This is a genomic window from Providencia sp. PROV205, assembly GCF_028479505.1.
In the GTDB taxonomy this organism is placed as follows: Bacteria; Pseudomonadota; Gammaproteobacteria; order Enterobacterales; family Enterobacteriaceae; genus Providencia; species Providencia huaxiensis.
The window spans coordinates 26,636-46,605 of the sequence record NZ_JAMPNU010000035.1; the positions used below are offsets into that span (position 1 = coordinate 26,636).

Below are 19,970 nucleotides of genomic sequence, written 5' to 3' on the forward strand. Positions count from 1 at the left end.
AAAAAATATGCAATCATTTGATGTGGTTATCGCCGGTGGTGGTATGGTTGGGTTAGCGCTCGCTTGTGGGCTTGAGGGGAGTGGGCTACGTGTTGCGGTCATTGAAAATCATCCACCGCAGGTGCCATTCAGTGCAGCAGAGCCACATGCATTAAGGGTATCTGCCATTAATGCGGCAAGTGAGAAGTTACTGACCCACTTAGGTGTATGGTCAACCATTAAAGGAATGCGAGCTTCTGCTTATAATGGCATGGAAGTTTGGGATAACGACAGTTTTGGGCGAATTACGTTTACTGCTCAAGAACGTAACCTAACGCATTTAGGGCATATTGTTGAGAACAATGTTGTACGTGATGCCCTATGGCAAAAAGCATCGCAACTTCGCGATGTGACATTATTAGCCCCCGCAACGATTAAAAAAGTGGTGTGGGGGGAAAACGATGTTTTCATTACATTAGATGATGAAAACATGTTAACAGCGCGGTTAATTGTGGGGGCTGACGGGGCAAACTCGTGGTTGCGTAGCCATGCAGATATCCCATTAACCTTTTGGGATTATGAACATACCGCGTTAGTTGCTACGATCCGAACTGAAAAACCTCACGAAGGCGTTGCTCGCCAAGCTTTTGATGGCGAAAGTATTTTGGCATTTTTACCATTAAGTGACCCACATCTTTGTTCGATTGTCTGGTCTCAACCGGCTACTGAAGCAGCAAGGCGCAAGTCTTTAGAACCTGCTGATTTTAATAAAGAACTGGCGGTTTCGCTTGATGTTCACCTTGGCCTTTGCCAAGTTGAAAGTGACCGATTAACTATTCCTCTTACGGGGCGCTATGCAAGGCAATTTGCGGCTCAACGTTTAGCGCTGTTAGGGGATGCGGCACATACCATCCATCCATTAGCAGGCCAAGGGGTTAACCTTGGGTTTATGGATGTCGCCATGCTAATCGGTGAAATTAAACGTTTGCACCGTGAAGGTAAAGATTTTGGTCAATATTTATACTTGCGTGATTACGAGCGCAGCCGTAAACACAGTGCAGCACTGATGTTAGCGGGCATGCAAGGTTTCCGTGAGTTGTTTGATGGTAATAACCCTGCGAAGAAATTGCTCCGTGATATTGGGCTTGTCTTAGCGGACAGTTTGCCGGGGGTTAAACCGCAATTATTAAACCATGCGATGGGGCTATTTGATATGCCTAAGTGGTTGGAACAATTACAAGTCGAAGACACCCTCTAAATCCTTTTCTCAAAAGGCACAGTTCATAAAATTGTGCCTTTTTCTTATATCAAAATACAGAGCGTCATTATTGAACTCTGCATAAAAATAATTCTTATTATTACGTTTTAGTATAAAAAGCGGAACTTTCCCTTTCCTTCATGACTGAAAAAAACTAATTACATTCATTTTTCGCATTAGTTTTATTTATATTGCTGTGATGGATTTTATTGGCAAAGCTATCATTCAAATTCTGTTTTTGGTTATATTTTGCGCCATTTGACCCTGTATGTAAGGATTTTGAGTGATCATTCTCAATTATTTAACAAAAAGCGCTGGCAAAATCAGAGCGCAATCAGTAATACAGAGGAATGGTAGCCCTATTTTTTTTTATAGGATAGAACAGCAAACAGTGGTAGGTTTTTAAAAAGTTATCGTTTGCGTTGGGTTAAAATTACCAAGGTATTTTGTTGTAGATGGGTAATTTTCACCACGCAATCACCCTGTCATATTAATAATGTAAAGAGGGTATTCATGGTAAAGCAAACAACACTATATGATGAACATATAGCCTGCGGTGCAAAAATGGTCGATTTTCATGGTTGGATGATGCCGTTGCATTATGGTTCACAGATCAATGAACATAATTTTGTCAGAACCGAAGCAGGGATGTTTGATGTTTCCCATATGACTATTGTCGATTTACACGGCGAAGGCTGTCGTGACTTTCTGCGTTACCTTCTCGCCAACGATATCAATAAACTCACAGAACCAGGCAAAGCTTTATACACAGGTATGCTGAATGCTTCTGGTGGTGTTATTGATGACCTGATTGTGTATTACTTTGCTGATGACTTTTATCGCCTCGTTGTAAACTCAGCAACACGTGATAAAGACCTCGCTTGGATTGAACAGCATGCTAAAGGTTATGCGGTTGAAATTCGTGTCCGCGATGATTTAGCGTTACTGGCTGTTCAAGGGCCGCAAGCGCCAGAAAAGGTTCATTCGTTACTCAGTTCGGAACAAAACAGCGCCATCGAAGGAATGAAACCCTTTTATGGTGTTCAAACTGGGGATTTATTCATTGCAACCACTGGGTATACGGGTGAAAAAGGTTATGAAATTGCCATGCCTAAAGAGCAAGTCATTGAATTTTGGCATAAGTTGCTCAAGGCAGGGGTTCACCCAGCGGGCTTAGGGGCACGGGATACTTTGCGCCTTGAAGCTGGTATGAACCTATATGGGCAAGATATGGATGAAACAATCTCGCCATTAGCCGCGAATATGGGATGGACGGTAGCTTGGAAACCCGAAGATCGCCAATTTATTGGCCGTGAAGCATTGGAAAAATTACGCGAACAAGGTACTGAAAAACTTGTCGGTATTGTGATGCGTGAAAAAGGTATACTGCGTGCAGGGCAAGTTGTCCGCTTTACTGATGAACTGGGGAAACTACAAGAAGGGGTGATAACCAGTGGCTCTTTCTCGCCAACCCTAGGTTTTAGTATTGCGTTAGCGCGTGTCCCGAACGGAATTCAAGACAAAGCAATTGTTGAAATCAGACAAAGAGAAATGCCAGTTGAAGTCGTTAAACCGGGCTTTGTCCGTGAAGGTAACTGCTTAGTGTAATTTGGGCGAATCTAATTAATAAATTTAAAAATTGAGAGGCTAGTGATGAGCAATACACCTAAAGAATTAATGTACACCCGTGAACATGAGTGGCTGCGCGATGAAGGTAATGGTGAATTTACAGTTGGTATCACCGAACATGCGCAAGAGACGTTGGGTGACATGGTGTTTGTTGATTTACCCGAAGTGGGGACTGCGGTAAGTGCAGGCGATGACGTTGCAGTCGTCGAATCAGTTAAAGCGGCATCCGATATTTACGCACCACTGAGTGGCGAAATTGTGGCGGTTAATAGCGAGTTGAATGACGCACCAGAGCTCGTGAATGAACAACCGTATCAAGAAGGTTGGATTTTCCGTATTAAAGCATCAGATACCGCAGAGCTGGCGGATTTGATTGATGCGGCGGGGTATACTTCTATGATCGAAGCCGAAGAATAGTTTATTCGTCATATTTTGTGTTGTGGCGGTGTTGGCTTCGCTCTCTCGCCCTAGTCACATACTGATGTATGCTCCTAGGGTCTCATTTGCTTGCCGCCTAGCCACAACCTCGTCATATTTCATCTTGTGGCGGTGTTGGCTTCGCTCATTCGCCCTAGTCACAAGATGAACTATTTAGAGGGTTGAACAAATATAATTAGTAAGAAACAAGAAACAAGAAACAATATCATTGATTTTAAGCGTTATCTCGCAAGTTCCGTAATAGCCGCCCTACAACTTATGCATAGCAGACAAAGGATGGGAACACAGATATGTCGATGTCACTGAGTCAATTAGAAAACCGTTCAGAATTCATTTCGCGCCACATTGGTTCATCAGAACAACAATTAAAAACCATGTTAGACACCGTGGGTGCAACGTCATTAGATACCTTGATGGACAAAATTGTCCCCAAAGCCATTTTGCTTGCAGAACCGCCAAGAGTGGGTGGTGGAGCAACTGAGCAAGAAGCTTTAGCTGAATTAAAAGCGATAGCATCACTCAATAAGCGCTACAAAAGCTATATTGGTATGGGCTATGCACCCGCAGTGCTTCCGCCAGTTATCTTGCGCAATTTATTAGAAAATCCGGGTTGGTATACCGCTTATACGCCATATCAACCGGAGGTGTCTCAAGGCCGTTTAGAATCATTATTGAATTTTCAACAGGTCACTATCGACCTTACTGGCTTAGACCTCGCTTCTGCGTCGTTATTGGATGAAGCTACTGCGGCAGCGGAAGCCATGGCGATGGCAAAACGGATCAGCAAACTGAAAGATGCAGAACGCTTCTTTGTTGCAGATGATGTTCATCCGCAAACCCTAGATGTTGTTCGCACACGTGCGGGGACTTTTGGTTTTGAAGTGATTGTGGATAGCGCAGAGAAAGCACTGGAACACGAAGGCGTTTTCGGTGTGCTACTTCAACAGGTCGGTACGACAGGTAACGTCCATGATTACAGTTCGCTATTTGCTCAACTAAAAGAGCGCAAAATTGTCAGCTGCGTTGCTGCAGATATGATGGCTCTTGTGCTGTTAGCTGCTCCGGGTAAACAGGGCGCTGACATTGTATTCGGCTCAGCTCAACGTTTTGGTGTACCAATGGGCTACGGTGGCCCACATGCAGCATTCTTTGCTTGTCGTGATGAGTTTAAGCGGGCGATGCCGGGACGTCTGATTGGCGTTTCACGGGATGCGGCAGGTAATACCGCGCTGCGTATGGCGATGCAAACTCGTGAGCAACATATTCGTCGCGAAAAAGCGAACTCGAATATTTGTACATCCCAAGTGTTGTTAGCCAATATTGCCGCCATGTATGCGGTTTACCATGGGCCAAAAGGGCTGAAAATGATCGCTGAGCGTATCCATCGCTTCAGCTCTATTTTTGCCAAAGCATTAGCAGACGCAGGGGTCACTTCACGTCATAAAACCTGGTTTGATACATTATGTATTGAAGTGGCAGACAAAACAGCGGTGCTAGCACGTGCTGAGAAAGCTAAAGTGAATTTACGCACTGATATTCGTGGTGCAGTTGGCGTGACGTTTAGTGAAATCACGACTCGCCAAGATTTAAATGAATTATTTGCGGTGATCACAGGCATTGAAACTAAGTTGGATTTTGAAAAACTAGACCAATCGGTTTCAGCGACAGAGCAAGCGATCCCAAGCACTATGTTACGTAATGATGAAATTTTAGCTCATCCAAATTTTCACCGTTACCATAGTGAAACCGAAATGATGCGCTATATGCATAGTTTAGAGCGCAAAGATTTAGCCTTAAATCAAGCGATGATCCCACTGGGTTCTTGTACGATGAAGCTCAATGCGGCAGCGGAAATGATCCCAATTACGTGGCCTGAATTTGGCGAGTTACACCCATTCTGCCCACCTGAGCAGGCTCAAGGTTATCACCAAATGATAGAGCAGCTTTCTCATTGGTTAGTGCAATTGACCGGTTATGATGCGGTTTGTATGCAACCTAACTCAGGAGCACAAGGTGAATATGCAGGTTTGTTGGCTATTCGTCGTTATCATGAAAGTCGCAATGAAGGGGAACGAAATATTTGTTTGATCCCGGCTTCTGCTCATGGTACCAACCCGGCCTCTGCGCATATGGCAGGTATGGAAGTGGTGGTAGTGCGTTGTGATGATGAAGGTAATATCGATTTAGCGGATTTACGTGAAAAAGCTCAGCAACATAGCGAAGCACTTTCTTGTGTGATGGTAACTTACCCATCGACACATGGGGTATATGAAGAAAGTATTCGTGAAGTGTGTGAAATTATTCACCAATATGGTGGCCAAGTATACCTTGACGGCGCAAATATGAATGCTCAGGTTGGGTTAACAACGCCGGGCTTTATTGGTGCGGATGTTTCTCACCTGAATTTACATAAAACATTCTGTATCCCTCACGGCGGTGGTGGCCCTGGTATGGGGCCTATTGGTGTGAAAAAACACTTGGCACCGTTCGTACCGGGGCATTCTGTGGTTGAGCAAGAAATGTTAACCGACCAAGGTGCGGTATCTGCGGCTCCATTTGGTAGTGCATCAATTTTGCCAATTAGCTGGATGTATATTCGTATGATGGGTTCTTATGGTTTACGTAAAGCTAGCCAAGTGGCTATTTTAAATGCGAACTATATTGCTAAGCGCCTTTCTGGTCGTTATGACATTTTATATACAGGGCAAGACGGTTATGTGGCTCACGAATGTATTGTTGACTTGCGCCCAATTAAGAAAGACACCGGTATTAGTGAGCTCGATATTGCTAAGCGTTTAATTGATTATGGTTTCCATGCGCCAACCATGTCTTTCCCTGTCGCAGGGACATTAATGATTGAGCCGACTGAGTCTGAAAGTATGACGGAAATTGACCGTTTTATTGATGCGATGTTAGCTATACGCGATGAAATTGACCAAGTAGTGAAAGGCCAATGGACACTCGAAGATAACCCTCTCGTGAATTCGCCTCATGTGCAAACAGAGTTAGCCGGGGAGTGGCCACATCGTTATAGCCGTGAGCTTGCCGTGTTCCCGACAGCACAAACGAAAGCGAATAAATACTGGCCAGCGGTTAAACGCCTTGATGATGTGTATGGTGATCGCCATTTACACTGCTCGTGCGTACCGATTGAAGATTATATGTAGGAATAAATCACGCTTTTCATTAAATAGTGTGAATTAACTGTTTTTAGGCTTGATTTCGGTAGTTTACTGAAATCAAGCCTTTATTATGGGTATCTCTAGCCCGAATATTGTGAAATACCCGTGTAATTTTTACCTTGATATAGTTTTTCCACTTCGCCTGTTTCCATAACGACTTGGTAAACACCCCCATTAAGGTCGGCGATATACATTAGTTGTGCTGATTTATCATATGTGAGCCCAATCGCCTCTTTAAAACCACGGCTTATTACTTTGTAATGGCTCAATCCATCAGAAGCAATATTGGCACAATTTAAGCTATTGCCATCGGGCTCAGCGCCTCTATCTGTCCAATATAAAATATGGGTTTCTTCATCAAGCAATAAATCAATAGGCTCGGGTAGGTCTTGAAGGAGCAATTGAATATCAGTGCGTTGATTGGCTGGTTGCTGGGTTTTAGGTGTTAATGGTGCCCTAAAAATACGGCCTAAATTGCCTTTAGCGGTGCCTTTTTGTGTCCAGTAGAGCCAGTTATTTGCAACATCAACAGTAATACCAACGCACTGGTCTAATATATCTACGTTATTGTGTTTATCTCGAGGCCTTGCTACATGGATTAATAAATCAGAACCATCGACATGACATGATGAAACCATACCGCCTTCACGGTCACACCAATATAATCGTTGATTCACTAAATCAAGGTGTAATTGTTTTGGCGTTCTTACTTTTCCATTGCCTAATAGCATTTTTCTGCCTGTGCCATCAAAATTCATCACATTGATGGAGCCGTCGTCAGCGTCATAATCATCCCCCATATTGCTCCAATAAATTAATCGATTAGTAGGGTCAATGGCAATGCCGTCAGGAGTTCCACCGAGTCCTTCGATAATTGGGATTGTTTGATGTGTTGATTTATTGAATTGAATTATTGCGGGTGAATGGACATCTAGTAGCAAAAGGTAAGGGGTTGAATATTCATTGAATTTTTGCATTTTAAACCTCTCAGGCAAATGTTCAATGATAAAGATAGGAGTGATATTAATAATTAGCAAGTTATTAATATTGATATTTCTTTATTAGTCGAGATTAATAATTATATATAGAATATAAAGTAGTTTATTATTTAAATTAAAATAATGAATTAGTGAAAAGTATATCTTGTCACGGACAATATAAATTAGATGAGTGTAACACGTTAAATAAAGCGGCTTTTCAGCCGCTTTTGGCTAAAATTACAACAACCAACCTTTTTGTTGGGCGAGTTCTAACTGTAATTTTAACTGCTGATAAAATTCAGGCAGAATTTGCTCGATATAATCACACTTACTGAGTACTTGCTCAAGGCGGATATTATTTTCAACCCAACTTTGTCCTTGATTGTGCAAGTTCATTAGCATTGGCATCGCTCGGTCAATGGCATTTGCATAGACAGACTCTGGCGTTTCTAATGCATCGTACTCATTCCACAATGCTAAAAGGGTTTCAGCTTGTGGGCTAGGCAACAAGTTAAAGATACGGTTAGCGGCTTTAACTTCTTCTTCATGAATAGCATCACGAGCTGCATTATCAAAGACCAATACATCACCTGCGTCAATTTCAACAATGTCATGCACAAGGGCAAGCTTTATCGCATGTTCGATATTAATGCCTTGCACATAAGGTGCAAAACTCATTGCTGCAACCGCAAATTGCCAACTGTGCTCTGCCGTATTTTCTTGGCGTTCACGGTTCAATAACTTATTTTTACGATAAACGCTTTTGAGTTTATCTAATTCCATTAAAAATTGGACGACTTCGGTAAAAGCCCCAAAATTAACCACCTCTACGGGCTTGCTACCTAATGCAGATGACATAAAAACTCCAATTAATTATCTTCTAATGAATAAGGTAATGGTGCGATGGTTAGGTGACTTTGCTCATCACCCATAACACGGAAAACGCTATCGGCTTCCATATCGTTATTCATAATGACCTGTACATAAATTTCACCACTACCTAAGCGGATAGCTGCTAAAACAGTTCCTGTGCGACGCCATTTATCACCAAGCTGCCATTCCACACCTTCGCCGATAACAGGAATAGTGGTGCCTGTGCCTTTCAAGGTGTACATCGCGCGTTTATTTGCACCACGGAATTTTGCACGTGCAACCATTTCTTGCCCGGTATAACAGCCTTTCTTGAAGCTGATACCGTGAGGTAGGGCTTGCAAATTAGTGGCTTGAGGTAAATGTTGGGCACTATTTGCTTGATCGATAACGGCAAAACCCGCTTCGATATCAAGGGCTAGCCATTGTTCATCATTAACTTGAATAGCGTCTAAGGTTTGAGCCATTTTTTGTGCGGTTTCTTCGTTGGTGATCACCAAAAAACGCTCTGTGGGTAATGCAAAATGCAATATTGTGGAAGCACCGTCTGTAATGACTTGGTTTTGCTCGTCAGGTAATGCAGTAAATAATGTTGCCAGCGCTTCTCTTGCACCTTTACCTGCGACCCCGATTAATTTTAGGTCCGGTTTTTTTTCAAAGGTGACTTTTGAGAAAACTGCATATTTTTTCAGCTCAGCAAGTTGTGAATCGGCAACGCTGGTTCTCAATAAATATGAATAACCGTCTAAGTGATGGAATAAGCGGAGATCACTCCACATTTTACCTTTGGGATCACAGTGTGCTGTTAATGCATGTGACTGAGTGAGTATGGCAATATCCGCGGTCACTTGGCCTTGCAGGTATTTCTCTGCATCAGCACCGTGGAGATGAATAAGTTCCCAGTTTTCCAGTGAAATCAAAACGAGTGGTAAAGACTGAGATCCGAGAGGAAACTGCTGTGTACTATCAATGTGGTTAGTCATGATTTCACCTGTTGTTCTTTGATAGATAAAGGTGCCTAATGGTAAAATAGCTAGATAACATTGCAAGTAGTTATTATGATGAAGCTGTATTATCTAATAGTTTTTTATCATCTGTTTGTAGAAAAACGGTATTTTACTACTAAAATTACAACAATGTAGTCTATAACATGTTTTCTTAGCGGATAATCTGTTAGAGTATGGAAAATAATCAATCTAATCAGTTAACTGCAAAAAAGGCCGTAGTAGAATGGATATTGAGAATAAAGCGCGAATTCATTGGGCATGCCGTCGTGGTATGCGTGAATTAGATATTTCAATCATGCCGTTTTTTGAGTATGAATATGATGACCTAACAACTCACGATAAGCAGGTATTTGTCCGTTTATTAGAATGTGCGGACCCTGATTTATTCAATTGGTTAATGAATCATGGTCGCCCAGATGATGACGAACTTTTTCGTATGATTAAACTGATTCAGGAAAAAAATAAAAATCGTGGTCCTGTGGAAATCTAATCTCTCCATTTCATGGAAAACTCAATTGTTCTCAACCTGTGTTCATGGGGTTGTTGGGATGTTTTTACTGTTGGCTCCATGGTCCCCTGATAACTCAATGATATGGTTGCCGCTATTAGTGGTTGTCGTTGCGAGTTGGGCAAAGAGCCAGAAAAATATCAGTAAAATAAAAGGGGTTGCTGTACTGGTTAATGGCAATAAGGTTCAATGGAAGAAAAATGAGTGGAGAATACTGAAAGCGCCTTGGCTTAGCCGTTATGGGGTATTGCTGACACTAGAAGCTTTGCAAGGTAAACCGCAAAAGGTTCATTTATGGATAGCGAAAGATGCTGTGTCAGAAGAGAATTGGCGTAATTTAAACCAGTTATTACTACAATACCCTGATATCTAGGCTACCAAGATCACCGGCGATAAACCGCATGGGTAGCCTGAGAGTATGTAGATAACCCTCACTTTGGGTTATCAATAAGCAAGCTAATATAAGCTTGCGCCATACTTGCATTATAACAACGCTTCAATTTCCTCAAAAATCTGTACGCACCACTGTGCGATGCGCTCATCAGTTTGTTCAAACTGGTGGACTTCATCTAATGCAAGGCCAACAAACATATCACCGGTGTCATTGAGTGGTTTAGGGCTATCAAAGGTATAGCCTTCAGTCGGCCAGAAGCCAACAAATTTAGCACCGGTTGGTTTCAGTTGGTGGTAGAGCATCCCAAGGGCATCAAGAAACCACTCGCCATAATCTATTTGGTCACCCAGCCCATACATCGCAATAATTTTATTTGCGAGGTTAAGATTGGGAAGCGCTTCCCAAATTTCAAGCCAATCTTCCTGTATTTCACCAAAATCCCACGTAGGTATTCCCAAAATAAGAACATCATACTGTTCCATTTCTGCCGGCGGTGTATCGTTAACGTTATGAAGTGTGACTAAATCATCGCCGAGAATATCACGTATTTTTTCTGCAACCATTTCGGTATAACAGGTACTAGAACCGTAAAAAAGACCTATTTTCATATATATTATTACTATGTCCAGCTATGGTTTTCATCACAAGAGATGTATTGTAACAGAAGCAGCCACATTCAGGCATAATAGAATCGTGTGGTATTATCTAAAGGAAGCTTATCTGTCGTGGAAATAAAACAACTTAATCCATTAATTGAACAATTTCTTGATACAATTTGGCTTGAACAAGATCTAGCCGAAAATACATTGGCTTCTTATCGTAATGACCTTCAACTATTAGATAAATGGCTTGATGCACATCAGTTGCATTTAGAAAATGTTCAATCAATTGACCTACAATCTTTTTTTGCTGAACGCATTGATTGTGGATATAAAGCAACGAGTTCAGCACGTTTATTAAGTGCGATGCGTCGGTTGTTTCAATATTTGTACCGGGAAAAAATCCGTTTGGATGACCCTTCAGCGGTGATTGCTGCCCCCAAAATTCCGCAGCGTTTGCCCAAAGATTTAAGTGAAAGACAAGTTGAAGATTTATTGAATGCCCCTGCTACCGAAGATGCTTTAGAGCTACGTGACAAAGCGATGCTGGAAGTGCTATATGCATGTGGTTTGCGTGTTTCTGAATTAATTGGTTTAACTTTTTCAGATATTAGTTTGCGGCAGGGGGTTATTCGTGTTGTCGGTAAAGGCGATAAAGAAAGATTGATTCCCTTGGGGGAAGAGGCAATATATTGGCTAGAAAAATATATTGATGAAGGTCGTCCAGATTTATTAAATGGCAAAACGAGCGATATTCTATTCCCGAGTAAGCGTGGCACGAAAATGACTCGGCAAACGTTTTGGCACCGAATAAAATATTACGCAGTACTTGCACATATTGATAGCGAGCTACTCTCACCGCATGTTTTAAGACACGCATTTGCAACTCATTTACTTAATCATGGGGCAGACTTACGCGTGGTACAAATGTTGTTAGGTCATAGTGATCTATCAACCACACAAATTTATACTCATGTAGCGACTGAGCGGTTACGAGTATTACATGAGCAGCATCATCCAAGGGGGTGATGCATGATTAAAGGACTATTTATGAAACGCAAATTGATATTATTGGCTGCTGCATGTATTGCAACGTTGACTTCCTCAGTCTATGGGGCAACGGAAGAAAAAGTTATTCGTGATACGTTGGAAAAATACAACATGGTTGTTGAAGTGATTAAACCTTCACCCATTGTTGGGCTGAATGTTGTTGAAACATCAACGGGTGTTGTATACATCACTGATGACGGCAAATATTTATTGCAAGGGCCAATTTATGATATGAGCGGTAAAAACCCGGTTAATATCAGTAATCAGCCATTAATGAAAAAAGTAGAAGCGCTCAAAGGTGAAATGATTGTTTTTAAAGCGCCGCAGGAAAAGCATGTTGTGACCGTTTTTACCGATATTAGCTGTGGTTACTGTAAAAAATTACATGAATCTGTTGGTGAACTAAATAGCCAAGGTGTCACGGTGCGTTATCTTGCATATCCACGTCAAGGTGCGGACAGTGACGTAGGGAAAAAAATGGCGTCTATCTGGTGTAATGGCCTACCACAAAAAGCGCTAACTCAAGCGTTTAAAGGTGAGGAAATTGCCATGATTGAAGATTGCAAAATTGACCTAAGTAAACATATGAGTGTGGGTAATTTATTTAAAGTGACGGGAACACCAGCGATCATCCTACCGGATGGGCAATTACTACCTGGCTACATGAAACCGGATGCCCTTGTTCAATTACTCAACGAAAAATAGTTAATTATTGTGAATGTAGAAACACTCTTACAACAAAGGCAGCAGCAAAGTTCTGCTGCTCAACTTCCTGGCTTGCCTGAACTATTACAACGGATTTATCAACACCGAGGCGTCACCGATATCACTCAGTTAGAGCGTAAAGCGGCCAATTTATTGGATTATCGGACATTATCGGGTATTGATAAGGCATTACCGCTACTTTATCGTGCTTTAAATGAACATGAGGCTATCACCATTGTTGGGGATTTTGATGCCGACGGAGCAACCAGTACTGCGTTAGCTATTAGAGCCTTAAAATCAATGGGATATAGGAATATCAATTATATCGTTCCGAACCGCTTTGAAAATGGTTATGGTTTAACGCCTTTGGTGGTTGAAGAAGCGCGTAACCAAGGAACGAATCTCATTATTACCGTTGATAATGGCATTTCATCCCATGAAGGCGTTGAAGTAGCTAGCCATTATGGAATAAATGTCATTATTACTGATCACCATCTGCCGGGGGAAACTTTGCCTGCTGCGGATGCGATAATCAACCCGAATTTAAACGAGTGTGGCTTTGCCTCTAAATCATTAGCAGGGGTTGGTGTCACATTTTATTTAATGTCGGCATTACGTGCGTATTTACGCCAGCAAGGTTGGTTTGTGCAACAAGGCGTGGCAGAGCCTAACTTAGCCGAATACCTTGATTTGGTTGCGTTGGGAACTGTCGCAGACGTGGTTCCTCTTGATGTAAATAACCGTATTTTAGTTCATCAAGGGCTTAATCGTGTTAGAGCGGGGCGTTGCTGCGCGGGTATTAAAGCCCTCGTTGAAGTTTCCAAGCGGGATTTATCAAGGCTAGTGGCAAATGACTTTGGTTTTGCACTTGGTCCTAGATTAAATGCAGCAGGCAGGTTAGATGATATGTCGGTGAGCATTGAATTATTGCTGACTGACGATATGGCCTATGCGCGGGAACTAGCAAATGAGTTGGATGGGCTAAATCAAACTCGCCGTGAGATTGAAGCGGGTATGCAGCAAGAAGCTCTCGTGCTTTTTAACCAATTCGAATACGGTGAAAACCAGTTACCAAATGGCCTAGCTATTTACCACCCCGAATGGCATCAAGGCGTTGTAGGGATATTGGCTTCTAGGATCAAAGAACAATACCATCGTCCGGTTATTGCATTTGCCCCTGCTGGTGATGGCTTATTAAAAGGTTCAGGGCGCTCTATTCAAGGGGTGCACATGCGCGATGCACTTGAACGCTTGAATACCTTACAACCGGGGTTAATGCAGAAGTTCGGTGGTCATGCGATGGCGGCAGGTTTGACGCTTGAAGTGGATAAATTTGATGCTTTTAAACATCACTTTGAGCTATTGATGGGGGAACTTATTCAGCCTGAACAACTTGCTGGAGTGATATGGAGTGATGGTGAGCTTTCTCGCAATGAATTTTGTTTAGAAACAGCGGAACTTATTCGAGAGAGTGGCCCTTGGGGACAATCATTCCCCGAGCCAGTATTTGATGGTGAATTCCAATTATTACAGCAAAGGCTAGTGGGTGAGCGTCATCTAAAACTCATGTTAGAGCCGGTGAATGGCGGGCCAATGTTAGATGCAATAATGTTTAATATTGATGTGCGCCGATGGCCAGATAATAGTATCAAAAAAGCTAAAATAGCCTTTAAATTGGATGTAAACGAGTTTCGAGGGCAAAAAAACGTACAATTAATGATTGAACATATTTGGCCGGATTAAACGGGTAATTAACACACTGAATAACGATGAAATAGCGTTTTATGGCGCTATAAACATGAGATAAATTCCGCTATACTAAGCGGTTTGTGAACAAAAAAATATTTTTGACTAACCATAAGATATTGAAAAATGACGTTTGAAATAAACCCAATAAAAAGTAAGATTCAGGACCTGTCTGAGCGGACAGTGGTTCTGAGGGGGTATCTTTGACTATGATGCCAAGAAGGAACGCTTAGAAGAAGTCAACGCTGAGCTTGAACAGCCTGATGTTTGGAATGAACCCGAAAGAGCGCAAGCCCTTGGTAAAGAACGTTCATCACTTGAGGCAATTGTTGAAACAATTGACCAGATGACGCAAGGCCTTGAAGATGTTGAAGGTTTATTAGAGCTTGCGGTTGAAGCGGATGATGAAGACACATTCAATGAAGCAGAAGCTGAGTTAGAGCAATTACAAGGCAAATTAGAGCAACTTGAATTTCGTCGTATGTTCTCAGGCGAATATGATAGTGCAGACTGCTACATAGACTTACAAGCGGGTTCTGGCGGTACTGAAGCGCAAGATTGGGCAAGTATGTTATTGCGCATGTACTTGCGTTGGGCTGAGTCAAAGGGCTTTAAAACCGAGATTATCGAAGAGTCTGATGGTGATGTTGCTGGGCTAAAATCGGCAACGGTCAAAATTATTGGTGACTATGCCTACGGGTGGTTAAGAACGGAAACAGGTGTTCATCGTTTAGTCCGTAAGAGTCCATTTGACTCAGGTGGGCGTCGTCATACTTCTTTTAGTTCTGCGTTTATTTATCCTGAAGTTGATGATGATATTGATATCGAAATCAATCCAGCGGATTTACGTATTGATGTATACCGTGCTTCTGGTGCTGGTGGTCAGCACGTTAACAAAACAGAGTCAGCGGTTCGTATCACACATATTCCAACGAATATTGTGACGCAATGCCAAAATGACCGTTCACAGCATAAAAACAAAGACCAAGCGATGCGCCAGTTAAAAGCGAAGTTATACGAACTGGAAATTCAGAAGAAAAATGCAGACAAGCAAGCGATGGAAGAGAATAAGTCCGATATTGGCTGGGGAAGCCAAATTCGTTCTTACGTCCTTGATGATGCAAGAATAAAAGATTTACGTACTGGTGTGGAAACGCGTAACACGCAAGCCGTACTGGATGGTGATTTGGATAAATTCATTGAAGCTAGTTTAAAAGCTGGCCTGTGAGGAAAAAATGTCTCAGGAACAACAAGGTGTTGAACAAGCACCTGATTTGAATAACGAACTTAAAGCCCGTAAAGAAAAGTTAGCGGCACTGCGTGAAAAGGGTATTCCATTTCCAAATGATTTTCGTCGTGAAGATATTTCCGATAAAATCCATGCGCAATATGATGATAAAACATCCGAAGAGCTTGAAGACCTAAATATTGAAGTATCGATTGCTGGCCGTATGATGACTCGTCGTATCATGGGTAAAGCATCATTCGCAACGTTACAAGACGTTGGTGGGCGTATTCAGATTTATGTTTCCCGTGATGATTTAGCGGAAGGCATCTATAACGAACAGTTTAAAAAATGGGACTTAGGCGATATTTTAGGCGCTAAAGGCCGTTTATTTAAAACCAAAACAGGTGAGTTGACTGTTCATTGTCATGAAGTCCGTTTATTGACCAAAGCATTGCGCCCATTACCTGACAAATTCCACGGTTTATCAGACCAAGAAACACGTTACCGTCAGCGCTACCTTGACTTAATCGCGAATGATGAATCTCGTCATACTTTTATTGTTCGTTCTAAGATCCTCGCTGAAGTGCGTAATTTTATGGTTGGTTACGGTTTTATGGAAGTCGAAACCCCAATGATGCAAGTCATTCCAGGTGGTGCTTCTGCGCGTCCATTTGTGACTCACCATAATGCATTAGATATCGATATGTACTTACGTATTGCGCCTGAACTGTACTTGAAGCGCTTAGTTGTTGGTGGTTTTGAACGTGTATTTGAAATCAACCGTAACTTCCGTAACGAAGGCTTATCTCCACGTCATAACCCAGAATTCACCATGATGGAACTGTACATGGCGTATGCGGATTACCGTGATCTGATCAAGCTAACAGAAGATTTGTTCCGTACATTGACACAAAATGTTTTAGGTAACACGGTTGTTCAGTATGGTGAGCAAGAGTTTGATTTTGGTAAACCTTTTACCAAACTCACTATGAAAGAAGCGATTTGCAAATATCGTCCTGAAACCAACGTTGCTGATTTGGATGATATGGATAAAGCGGTGGCAATTGCTCAATCAATTGGTATCAAAATTGAGAAAAGCTGGGGGCTTGGCCGCATTCAGTGTGAAATCTTTGAAGAGGTTGCAGAGAGCCACTTAATCCAGCCGACATTCATCACTGAGTATCCTGCTGAGGTTTCACCATTAGCGCGTCGCAATGATGATAACCCATTCATTACTGACCGTTTTGAGTTCTTCATTGGTGGTCGTGAAATCGGTAACGGTTTCTCGGAATTAAACGATGCAGAAGACCAAGCTGAACGTTTTGCAGAGCAAGTTCGTCAAAAAGATGAAGGCGACGACGAAGCAATGTTCTATGATGAAGACTATGTTACCGCATTAGAGCATGGTTTGCCGCCAACGGCAGGTTTAGGTATCGGTATTGACCGTATGGTGATGTTATTCACTAATAGTCATACTATTCGCGATGTTATTTTATTCCCAGCTTTACGTCCTAGCAAAGCTTAAATGCCATTATGCCCGGTTAATACCGGGCATATATTAATATTTATAAGCTATCAATATTGACTCCTCTTATGTTTCATTCAAGCAGTTCATTTTAGTTATAAGATAAAACACTATTTACTAGACGCGAAATGAGTAAGGTGAAATAAAATCACTGAAAAGTGTTTTTTTAGTGATTATGGCTATGTAATCAATGTATTTTATTAAAAATAGATTTGAGTTACGAATCGTATCAATTTAATATAAGTAATTATGGCAGATAACTGCTATGCTCTATTACGCATTTTTAGCATCAATAAATACGTATTTTGATAAAAACTTGATCCTATTTATAATTTTTAATTATTGTTAGCCTGTAGAATTGAATTAAGCAGGTTACTCATTTTTTGTATGATGACGTTTATTGTTATATCACAAGTTTAAAATGTGTTAGCAGCTTGAAAAATGGAAAAAGGTTTATTTTTTTGTGAGTGAATATTTTATTTGTTAACAATTGTTACAGGTGACAGAACTAAAATAAGAATTTACTTGGAAAGAATTGGGTCGCTTACAAGGTTTATAGAGTAACTCGACCGTTCTCTGACATAAAATAATAAAAAATTACGGCAAAGGTGTAGAATTATCCCTTTATAGGGTGACTAGTGGGAATTAGCTCATAAAATTAATGAAAATGTGGCAATAAAATAATTTTAAAACTAAAGTTAAGCTAATCTAAATTTATGAGATGACTCTATTTCTACATTCGGACTTATAGAAAATAGCTAATTTTTAGCTTACACTAGGTTTTTTTGACATCATTATAATAGCGAAGAAAAGTGCTGGTAAGGTAACCATATGTTTTTAAAAAATAAATTTTATGTTGCATCTTTGCTTATAGCAGGTACAGCTCTTCTTTCAGGTTGTACATTTGGCTCAGACTCATACAATACAGCAACACCGAATACCCCAAGTAAACAGGTAGTCAATACAAGTACCACTCAACCGGTAACACAATCGACTGTTGATACCAATTCAGGCCAGGCTGATAACTCTTATCCTGAATCTCAAAAAGTTTTAAACAACGCAATTAACCGTACACCAGTTGCTTCTACAACTTATGGTGAAGCGGGTGCTGATCAGCAAACATTTGCTCATTTGAATACGTGTGTTAAAGAATTAAACGCGCTCAAAACACTCTCACCAAAAGATTACAATCGCTTAGTAGGTTCATTTAAAGAAGTTAGCGAAATCAACCGTCTATATCGACAAGTTGAAGGGACTGCTAGCCCTGACACAATTGAATTATTACAAATGGCGATAGAATCTAAAACCAAAGTATTGTGTGCAAAAGTTCGTTATAACTCAGTATTGTCTACCGAATCAACATTGAAGAAAATTAGTGGATTATGAGAATAAACCTTAGGCTTTGTGTGTCACTGGCACTTGTTACGACTTTTTTTAGTCATGCTCCAAAAGCAGAGCGCTTTAACAATGTAATTGATGATTTTGATACTTATCTTCAAATGGAAAAAGAAGGCAAAGTACAAGAACAAAAGCAACAATTGCCAGTTAATACACAAAACCAGGGTTATGAAATCTTTTCTTCGCTATCTACTGTTCCTGCTCCAAAAGAGAAACAAAAATCTGCGGCAGCGAATAAAGGAACGAAAGGCAAAGCTACAGGGAAGAATAAATCTGCTGCGGCATCAACAAAGAAAGTAGATGTTGCGAAGGCAGAGCCTGCTGAACCGGAAAAAACGACTTTTTCTGAAGTGTGTGCGGTGACGACAGAAAATGGGGCATCCCCTATTTTGTTGTCGTCTTACCCTTATTTCTTCCAAAGCAATCAATGGGATCCTGCTTATCTAGCCAAAGATTTTGCAAAATATCAATTGGTTCTTGACCCACTCGGCTTATATGCATCTAAATTTGCCAAGCCAACAGGTATTAATACCTCTGCTTATCTTGAGCAATTGGCGCAATTAATTGAACGTCAGCAATTAGCACATCTATATAAGTTTGGTATTGCTCAAGGTGTAGGCCAACTTATTGCCTATAATCATTTGCTCAATGATGAACAACTCGTTTCTGAACTCATTAATCATAATAAGAGTATCGCGCAATTAACGCATACAATTACGGAAAAACAATTTGAGATTGATAAACTAAATGATGACGTTCTGAAAAGTAAAGAGCAAATCGCGCAATTACAGGCAATTGTCAATTCATCAGATGACCAATCTTTAATTGACACATTAAAGACTAAACTGGCGGATGCTCAAAAAACAATTGAGCAAAAGCAAAATAGTCTTGATCAATTGAGTCAAGAAAATCAGCAAACCCAAGAAACGATTGCTCAACTTGAAAAACAATTAAATGAAAGTGTCGTTGAACAAGCCCAACTTAAACAGCAATTAGCAGATAAAGAACAGCAATTTGCTGCTGCAAATTTGAAAATTGAGCAACTAACTGCGGATATTGCAAAATTAGAGTTGGAATCTAAAAATCAACTGCAAGTCGCGGGTAACGCTGATGAGCTGATGAAATCAGTGACAGCTGAACTTTTACAGCAAAAAGAACTGTTGAAACAGAAAGAAAATGAATTAGCGACCGTTAAAAGTGAAAAAGATGGTGTTGCATCGTCTTTAGTCGCCCAGCAAGAAAAAAGTAAATTATTAGAGTTACAAAACCAGCAATTACAAACTCAGTTGGTAGAAAAAGAACAATTAGCAGAAAAAATTCAAGTTTCTCTGGCGAAGAAAACGGAACAAGCAGAGCAACAAGTTGCATTAGAAAACGCGTTAAAAGCCGAACTGGCTGAGGCGAAAAAACAGTTAGCCGAGCACCAAACTGCGCAAAATGCGTTGTCCAAACAGTTTGCGAACAGTGAAAAACT

General features: G+C 41.1%; 17 protein-coding genes. 13 read left to right on the forward strand and 4 right to left on the reverse strand.

Annotation, left to right across the window (positions count from 1 at the left end; translation table 11 throughout):
- The first annotated feature begins 7 nt into the window (after positions 1-7).
- From ubiI to gcvP, 4 genes are all read left to right on the forward strand, one after another.
- Complete coding sequence (gene ubiI / locus PR800_RS18100; RefSeq protein WP_166267680.1) at positions 8-1,237, forward strand: FAD-dependent 2-octaprenylphenol hydroxylase; 1,230 nt, start codon at positions 8-10, stop codon at positions 1,235-1,237.
- 513 nt (positions 1,238-1,750) lie between these two features.
- On the forward strand, positions 1,751-2,845 hold the full coding sequence (gcvT, locus tag PR800_RS18105) for a glycine cleavage system aminomethyltransferase GcvT (protein WP_210843273.1): 1,095 nt from the start codon (positions 1,751-1,753) through the stop codon (positions 2,843-2,845).
- 45 nt (positions 2,846-2,890) lie between these two features.
- Positions 2,891-3,283 carry a glycine cleavage system protein GcvH gene (gcvH, locus tag PR800_RS18110; RefSeq protein WP_036958523.1) on the forward strand — a complete coding sequence of 131 codons (393 nt, stop codon included), beginning with the start codon at positions 2,891-2,893 and terminating at the stop codon, positions 3,281-3,283.
- Positions 3,284-3,594: 311 nt separating this feature from the next.
- A complete protein-coding gene (gene gcvP / locus PR800_RS18115) occupies positions 3,595-6,471 on the forward strand; it encodes an aminomethyl-transferring glycine dehydrogenase (protein WP_102137429.1) in 2,877 nt (958 codons plus the stop codon).
- Between the two features lie 95 nt (positions 6,472-6,566).
- On the opposite strand, the gene PR800_RS18120 is transcribed toward gcvP, so the two are convergent.
- The 3 genes from PR800_RS18120 to ygfZ form a co-directional block, all read right to left on the reverse strand.
- A complete protein-coding gene (locus PR800_RS18120) occupies positions 6,567-7,463 on the reverse strand; it encodes a YncE family protein (RefSeq protein WP_272531221.1) in 897 nt (298 codons plus the stop codon).
- A gap of 240 nt (positions 7,464-7,703) precedes the next feature.
- Positions 7,704-8,324, reverse strand: a complete 621-nt coding sequence (locus tag PR800_RS18125) for an HD domain-containing protein (RefSeq protein ID WP_102137431.1) — start codon at positions 8,322-8,324, stop codon at positions 7,704-7,706.
- 11 nt (positions 8,325-8,335) lie between these two features.
- Positions 8,336-9,319, reverse strand: a complete 984-nt coding sequence (gene ygfZ / locus PR800_RS18130) for a tRNA-modifying protein YgfZ (protein WP_272531222.1) — start codon at positions 9,317-9,319, stop codon at positions 8,336-8,338.
- A 247-nt stretch (positions 9,320-9,566) separates the two neighbouring features.
- Here ygfZ and sdhE point away from each other — a divergent pair, with 247 nt between their 5' ends.
- The gene (gene sdhE / locus PR800_RS18135) at positions 9,567-9,833 is read left to right on the forward strand and encodes an FAD assembly factor SdhE (protein ID WP_004261864.1); all 267 of its coding nucleotides are present in this window, start codon (positions 9,567-9,569) and stop codon (positions 9,831-9,833) included.
- Positions 9,814-10,224, forward strand: coding sequence for a protein YgfX (locus PR800_RS18140; protein WP_102137433.1), 411 nt, complete (start codon positions 9,814-9,816; stop codon positions 10,222-10,224). The genes sdhE and PR800_RS18140 overlap by 20 nt, the downstream gene beginning before the upstream one ends.
- Positions 10,225-10,334: 110 nt before the next feature.
- On the opposite strand, the gene fldB is transcribed toward PR800_RS18140, so the two are convergent.
- Positions 10,335-10,853, reverse strand: a complete 519-nt coding sequence (gene fldB / locus PR800_RS18145; protein ID WP_166267688.1) for a flavodoxin FldB — start codon at positions 10,851-10,853, stop codon at positions 10,335-10,337.
- Between the two features lie 117 nt (positions 10,854-10,970).
- Here fldB and xerD point away from each other — a divergent pair, with 117 nt between their 5' ends.
- The 7 genes from xerD to PR800_RS18180 form a co-directional block, all read left to right on the forward strand.
- Positions 10,971-11,873, forward strand: coding sequence for a site-specific tyrosine recombinase XerD (xerD, locus tag PR800_RS18150; protein WP_102137435.1), 903 nt, complete (start codon positions 10,971-10,973; stop codon positions 11,871-11,873).
- A 21-nt stretch (positions 11,874-11,894) separates the two neighbouring features.
- Positions 11,895-12,599 carry a bifunctional protein-disulfide isomerase/oxidoreductase DsbC gene (dsbC, locus tag PR800_RS18155; RefSeq protein WP_195697522.1) on the forward strand — a complete coding sequence of 235 codons (705 nt, stop codon included), beginning with the start codon at positions 11,895-11,897 and terminating at the stop codon, positions 12,597-12,599.
- Between the two features lie 9 nt (positions 12,600-12,608).
- Positions 12,609-14,342, forward strand: a complete 1,734-nt coding sequence (recJ, locus tag PR800_RS18160; RefSeq protein ID WP_102137436.1) for a single-stranded-DNA-specific exonuclease RecJ — start codon at positions 12,609-12,611, stop codon at positions 14,340-14,342.
- A 129-nt stretch (positions 14,343-14,471) separates the two neighbouring features.
- Positions 14,472-15,573, forward strand: a protein-coding gene (prfB, locus tag PR800_RS18165; protein WP_102137437.1) for a peptide chain release factor 2 whose coding sequence is annotated in 2 segments (ribosomal slippage) — positions 14,472-14,549 and positions 14,551-15,573 — 1,101 coding nt in all. Because the reading frame shifts where the segments join, the coding sequence is not laid out codon by codon here.
- A 7-nt stretch (positions 15,574-15,580) separates the two neighbouring features.
- On the forward strand, positions 15,581-17,098 hold the full coding sequence (gene lysS / locus PR800_RS18170; protein WP_102137438.1) for a lysine--tRNA ligase: 1,518 nt from the start codon (positions 15,581-15,583) through the stop codon (positions 17,096-17,098).
- Positions 17,099-17,929: 831 nt separating this feature from the next.
- Positions 17,930-18,484 carry a hypothetical protein gene (locus PR800_RS18175; RefSeq protein WP_239979519.1) on the forward strand — a complete coding sequence of 185 codons (555 nt, stop codon included), beginning with the start codon at positions 17,930-17,932 and terminating at the stop codon, positions 18,482-18,484.
- A gap of 20 nt (positions 18,485-18,504) precedes the next feature.
- On the forward strand, positions 18,505-19,970 hold a 1,466-nt coding region (locus PR800_RS18180), incomplete at its 3' end, for a hypothetical protein (protein WP_272531223.1).

Bases quoted from the DNA above. Each gene is read 5' to 3' on its own strand.
- ubiI (WP_166267680.1), top strand. From the start codon at position 8: ATGCAATCATTTGATGTGGTTATCGCCGGTGGTGGTATGGTTGGGTTA.
- gcvT (WP_210843273.1), top strand. From the start codon at position 1,751: ATGGTAAAGCAAACAACACTATATGATGAACATATAGCCTGCGGTGCA.
- gcvH (WP_036958523.1), top strand. From the start codon at position 2,891: ATGAGCAATACACCTAAAGAATTAATGTACACCCGTGAACATGAGTGG.
- gcvP (WP_102137429.1), top strand. From the start codon at position 3,595: ATGTCGATGTCACTGAGTCAATTAGAAAACCGTTCAGAATTCATTTCG.
- PR800_RS18120 (WP_272531221.1), bottom strand. From the start codon at position 7,463: ATGCAAAAATTCAATGAATATTCAACCCCTTACCTTTTGCTACTAGAT.
- PR800_RS18125 (WP_102137431.1), bottom strand. From the start codon at position 8,324: ATGTCATCTGCATTAGGTAGCAAGCCCGTAGAGGTGGTTAATTTTGGG.
- ygfZ (WP_272531222.1), bottom strand. From the start codon at position 9,319: ATGACTAACCACATTGATAGTACACAGCAGTTTCCTCTCGGATCTCAG.
- sdhE (WP_004261864.1), top strand. From the start codon at position 9,567: ATGGATATTGAGAATAAAGCGCGAATTCATTGGGCATGCCGTCGTGGT.
- fldB (WP_166267688.1), bottom strand. From the start codon at position 10,853: ATGAAAATAGGTCTTTTTTACGGTTCTAGTACCTGTTATACCGAAATG.
- dsbC (WP_195697522.1), top strand. From the start codon at position 11,895: ATGAAACGCAAATTGATATTATTGGCTGCTGCATGTATTGCAACGTTG.
- lysS (WP_102137438.1), top strand. From the start codon at position 15,581: ATGTCTCAGGAACAACAAGGTGTTGAACAAGCACCTGATTTGAATAAC.
- PR800_RS18175 (WP_239979519.1), top strand. From the start codon at position 17,930: ATGTTTTTAAAAAATAAATTTTATGTTGCATCTTTGCTTATAGCAGGT.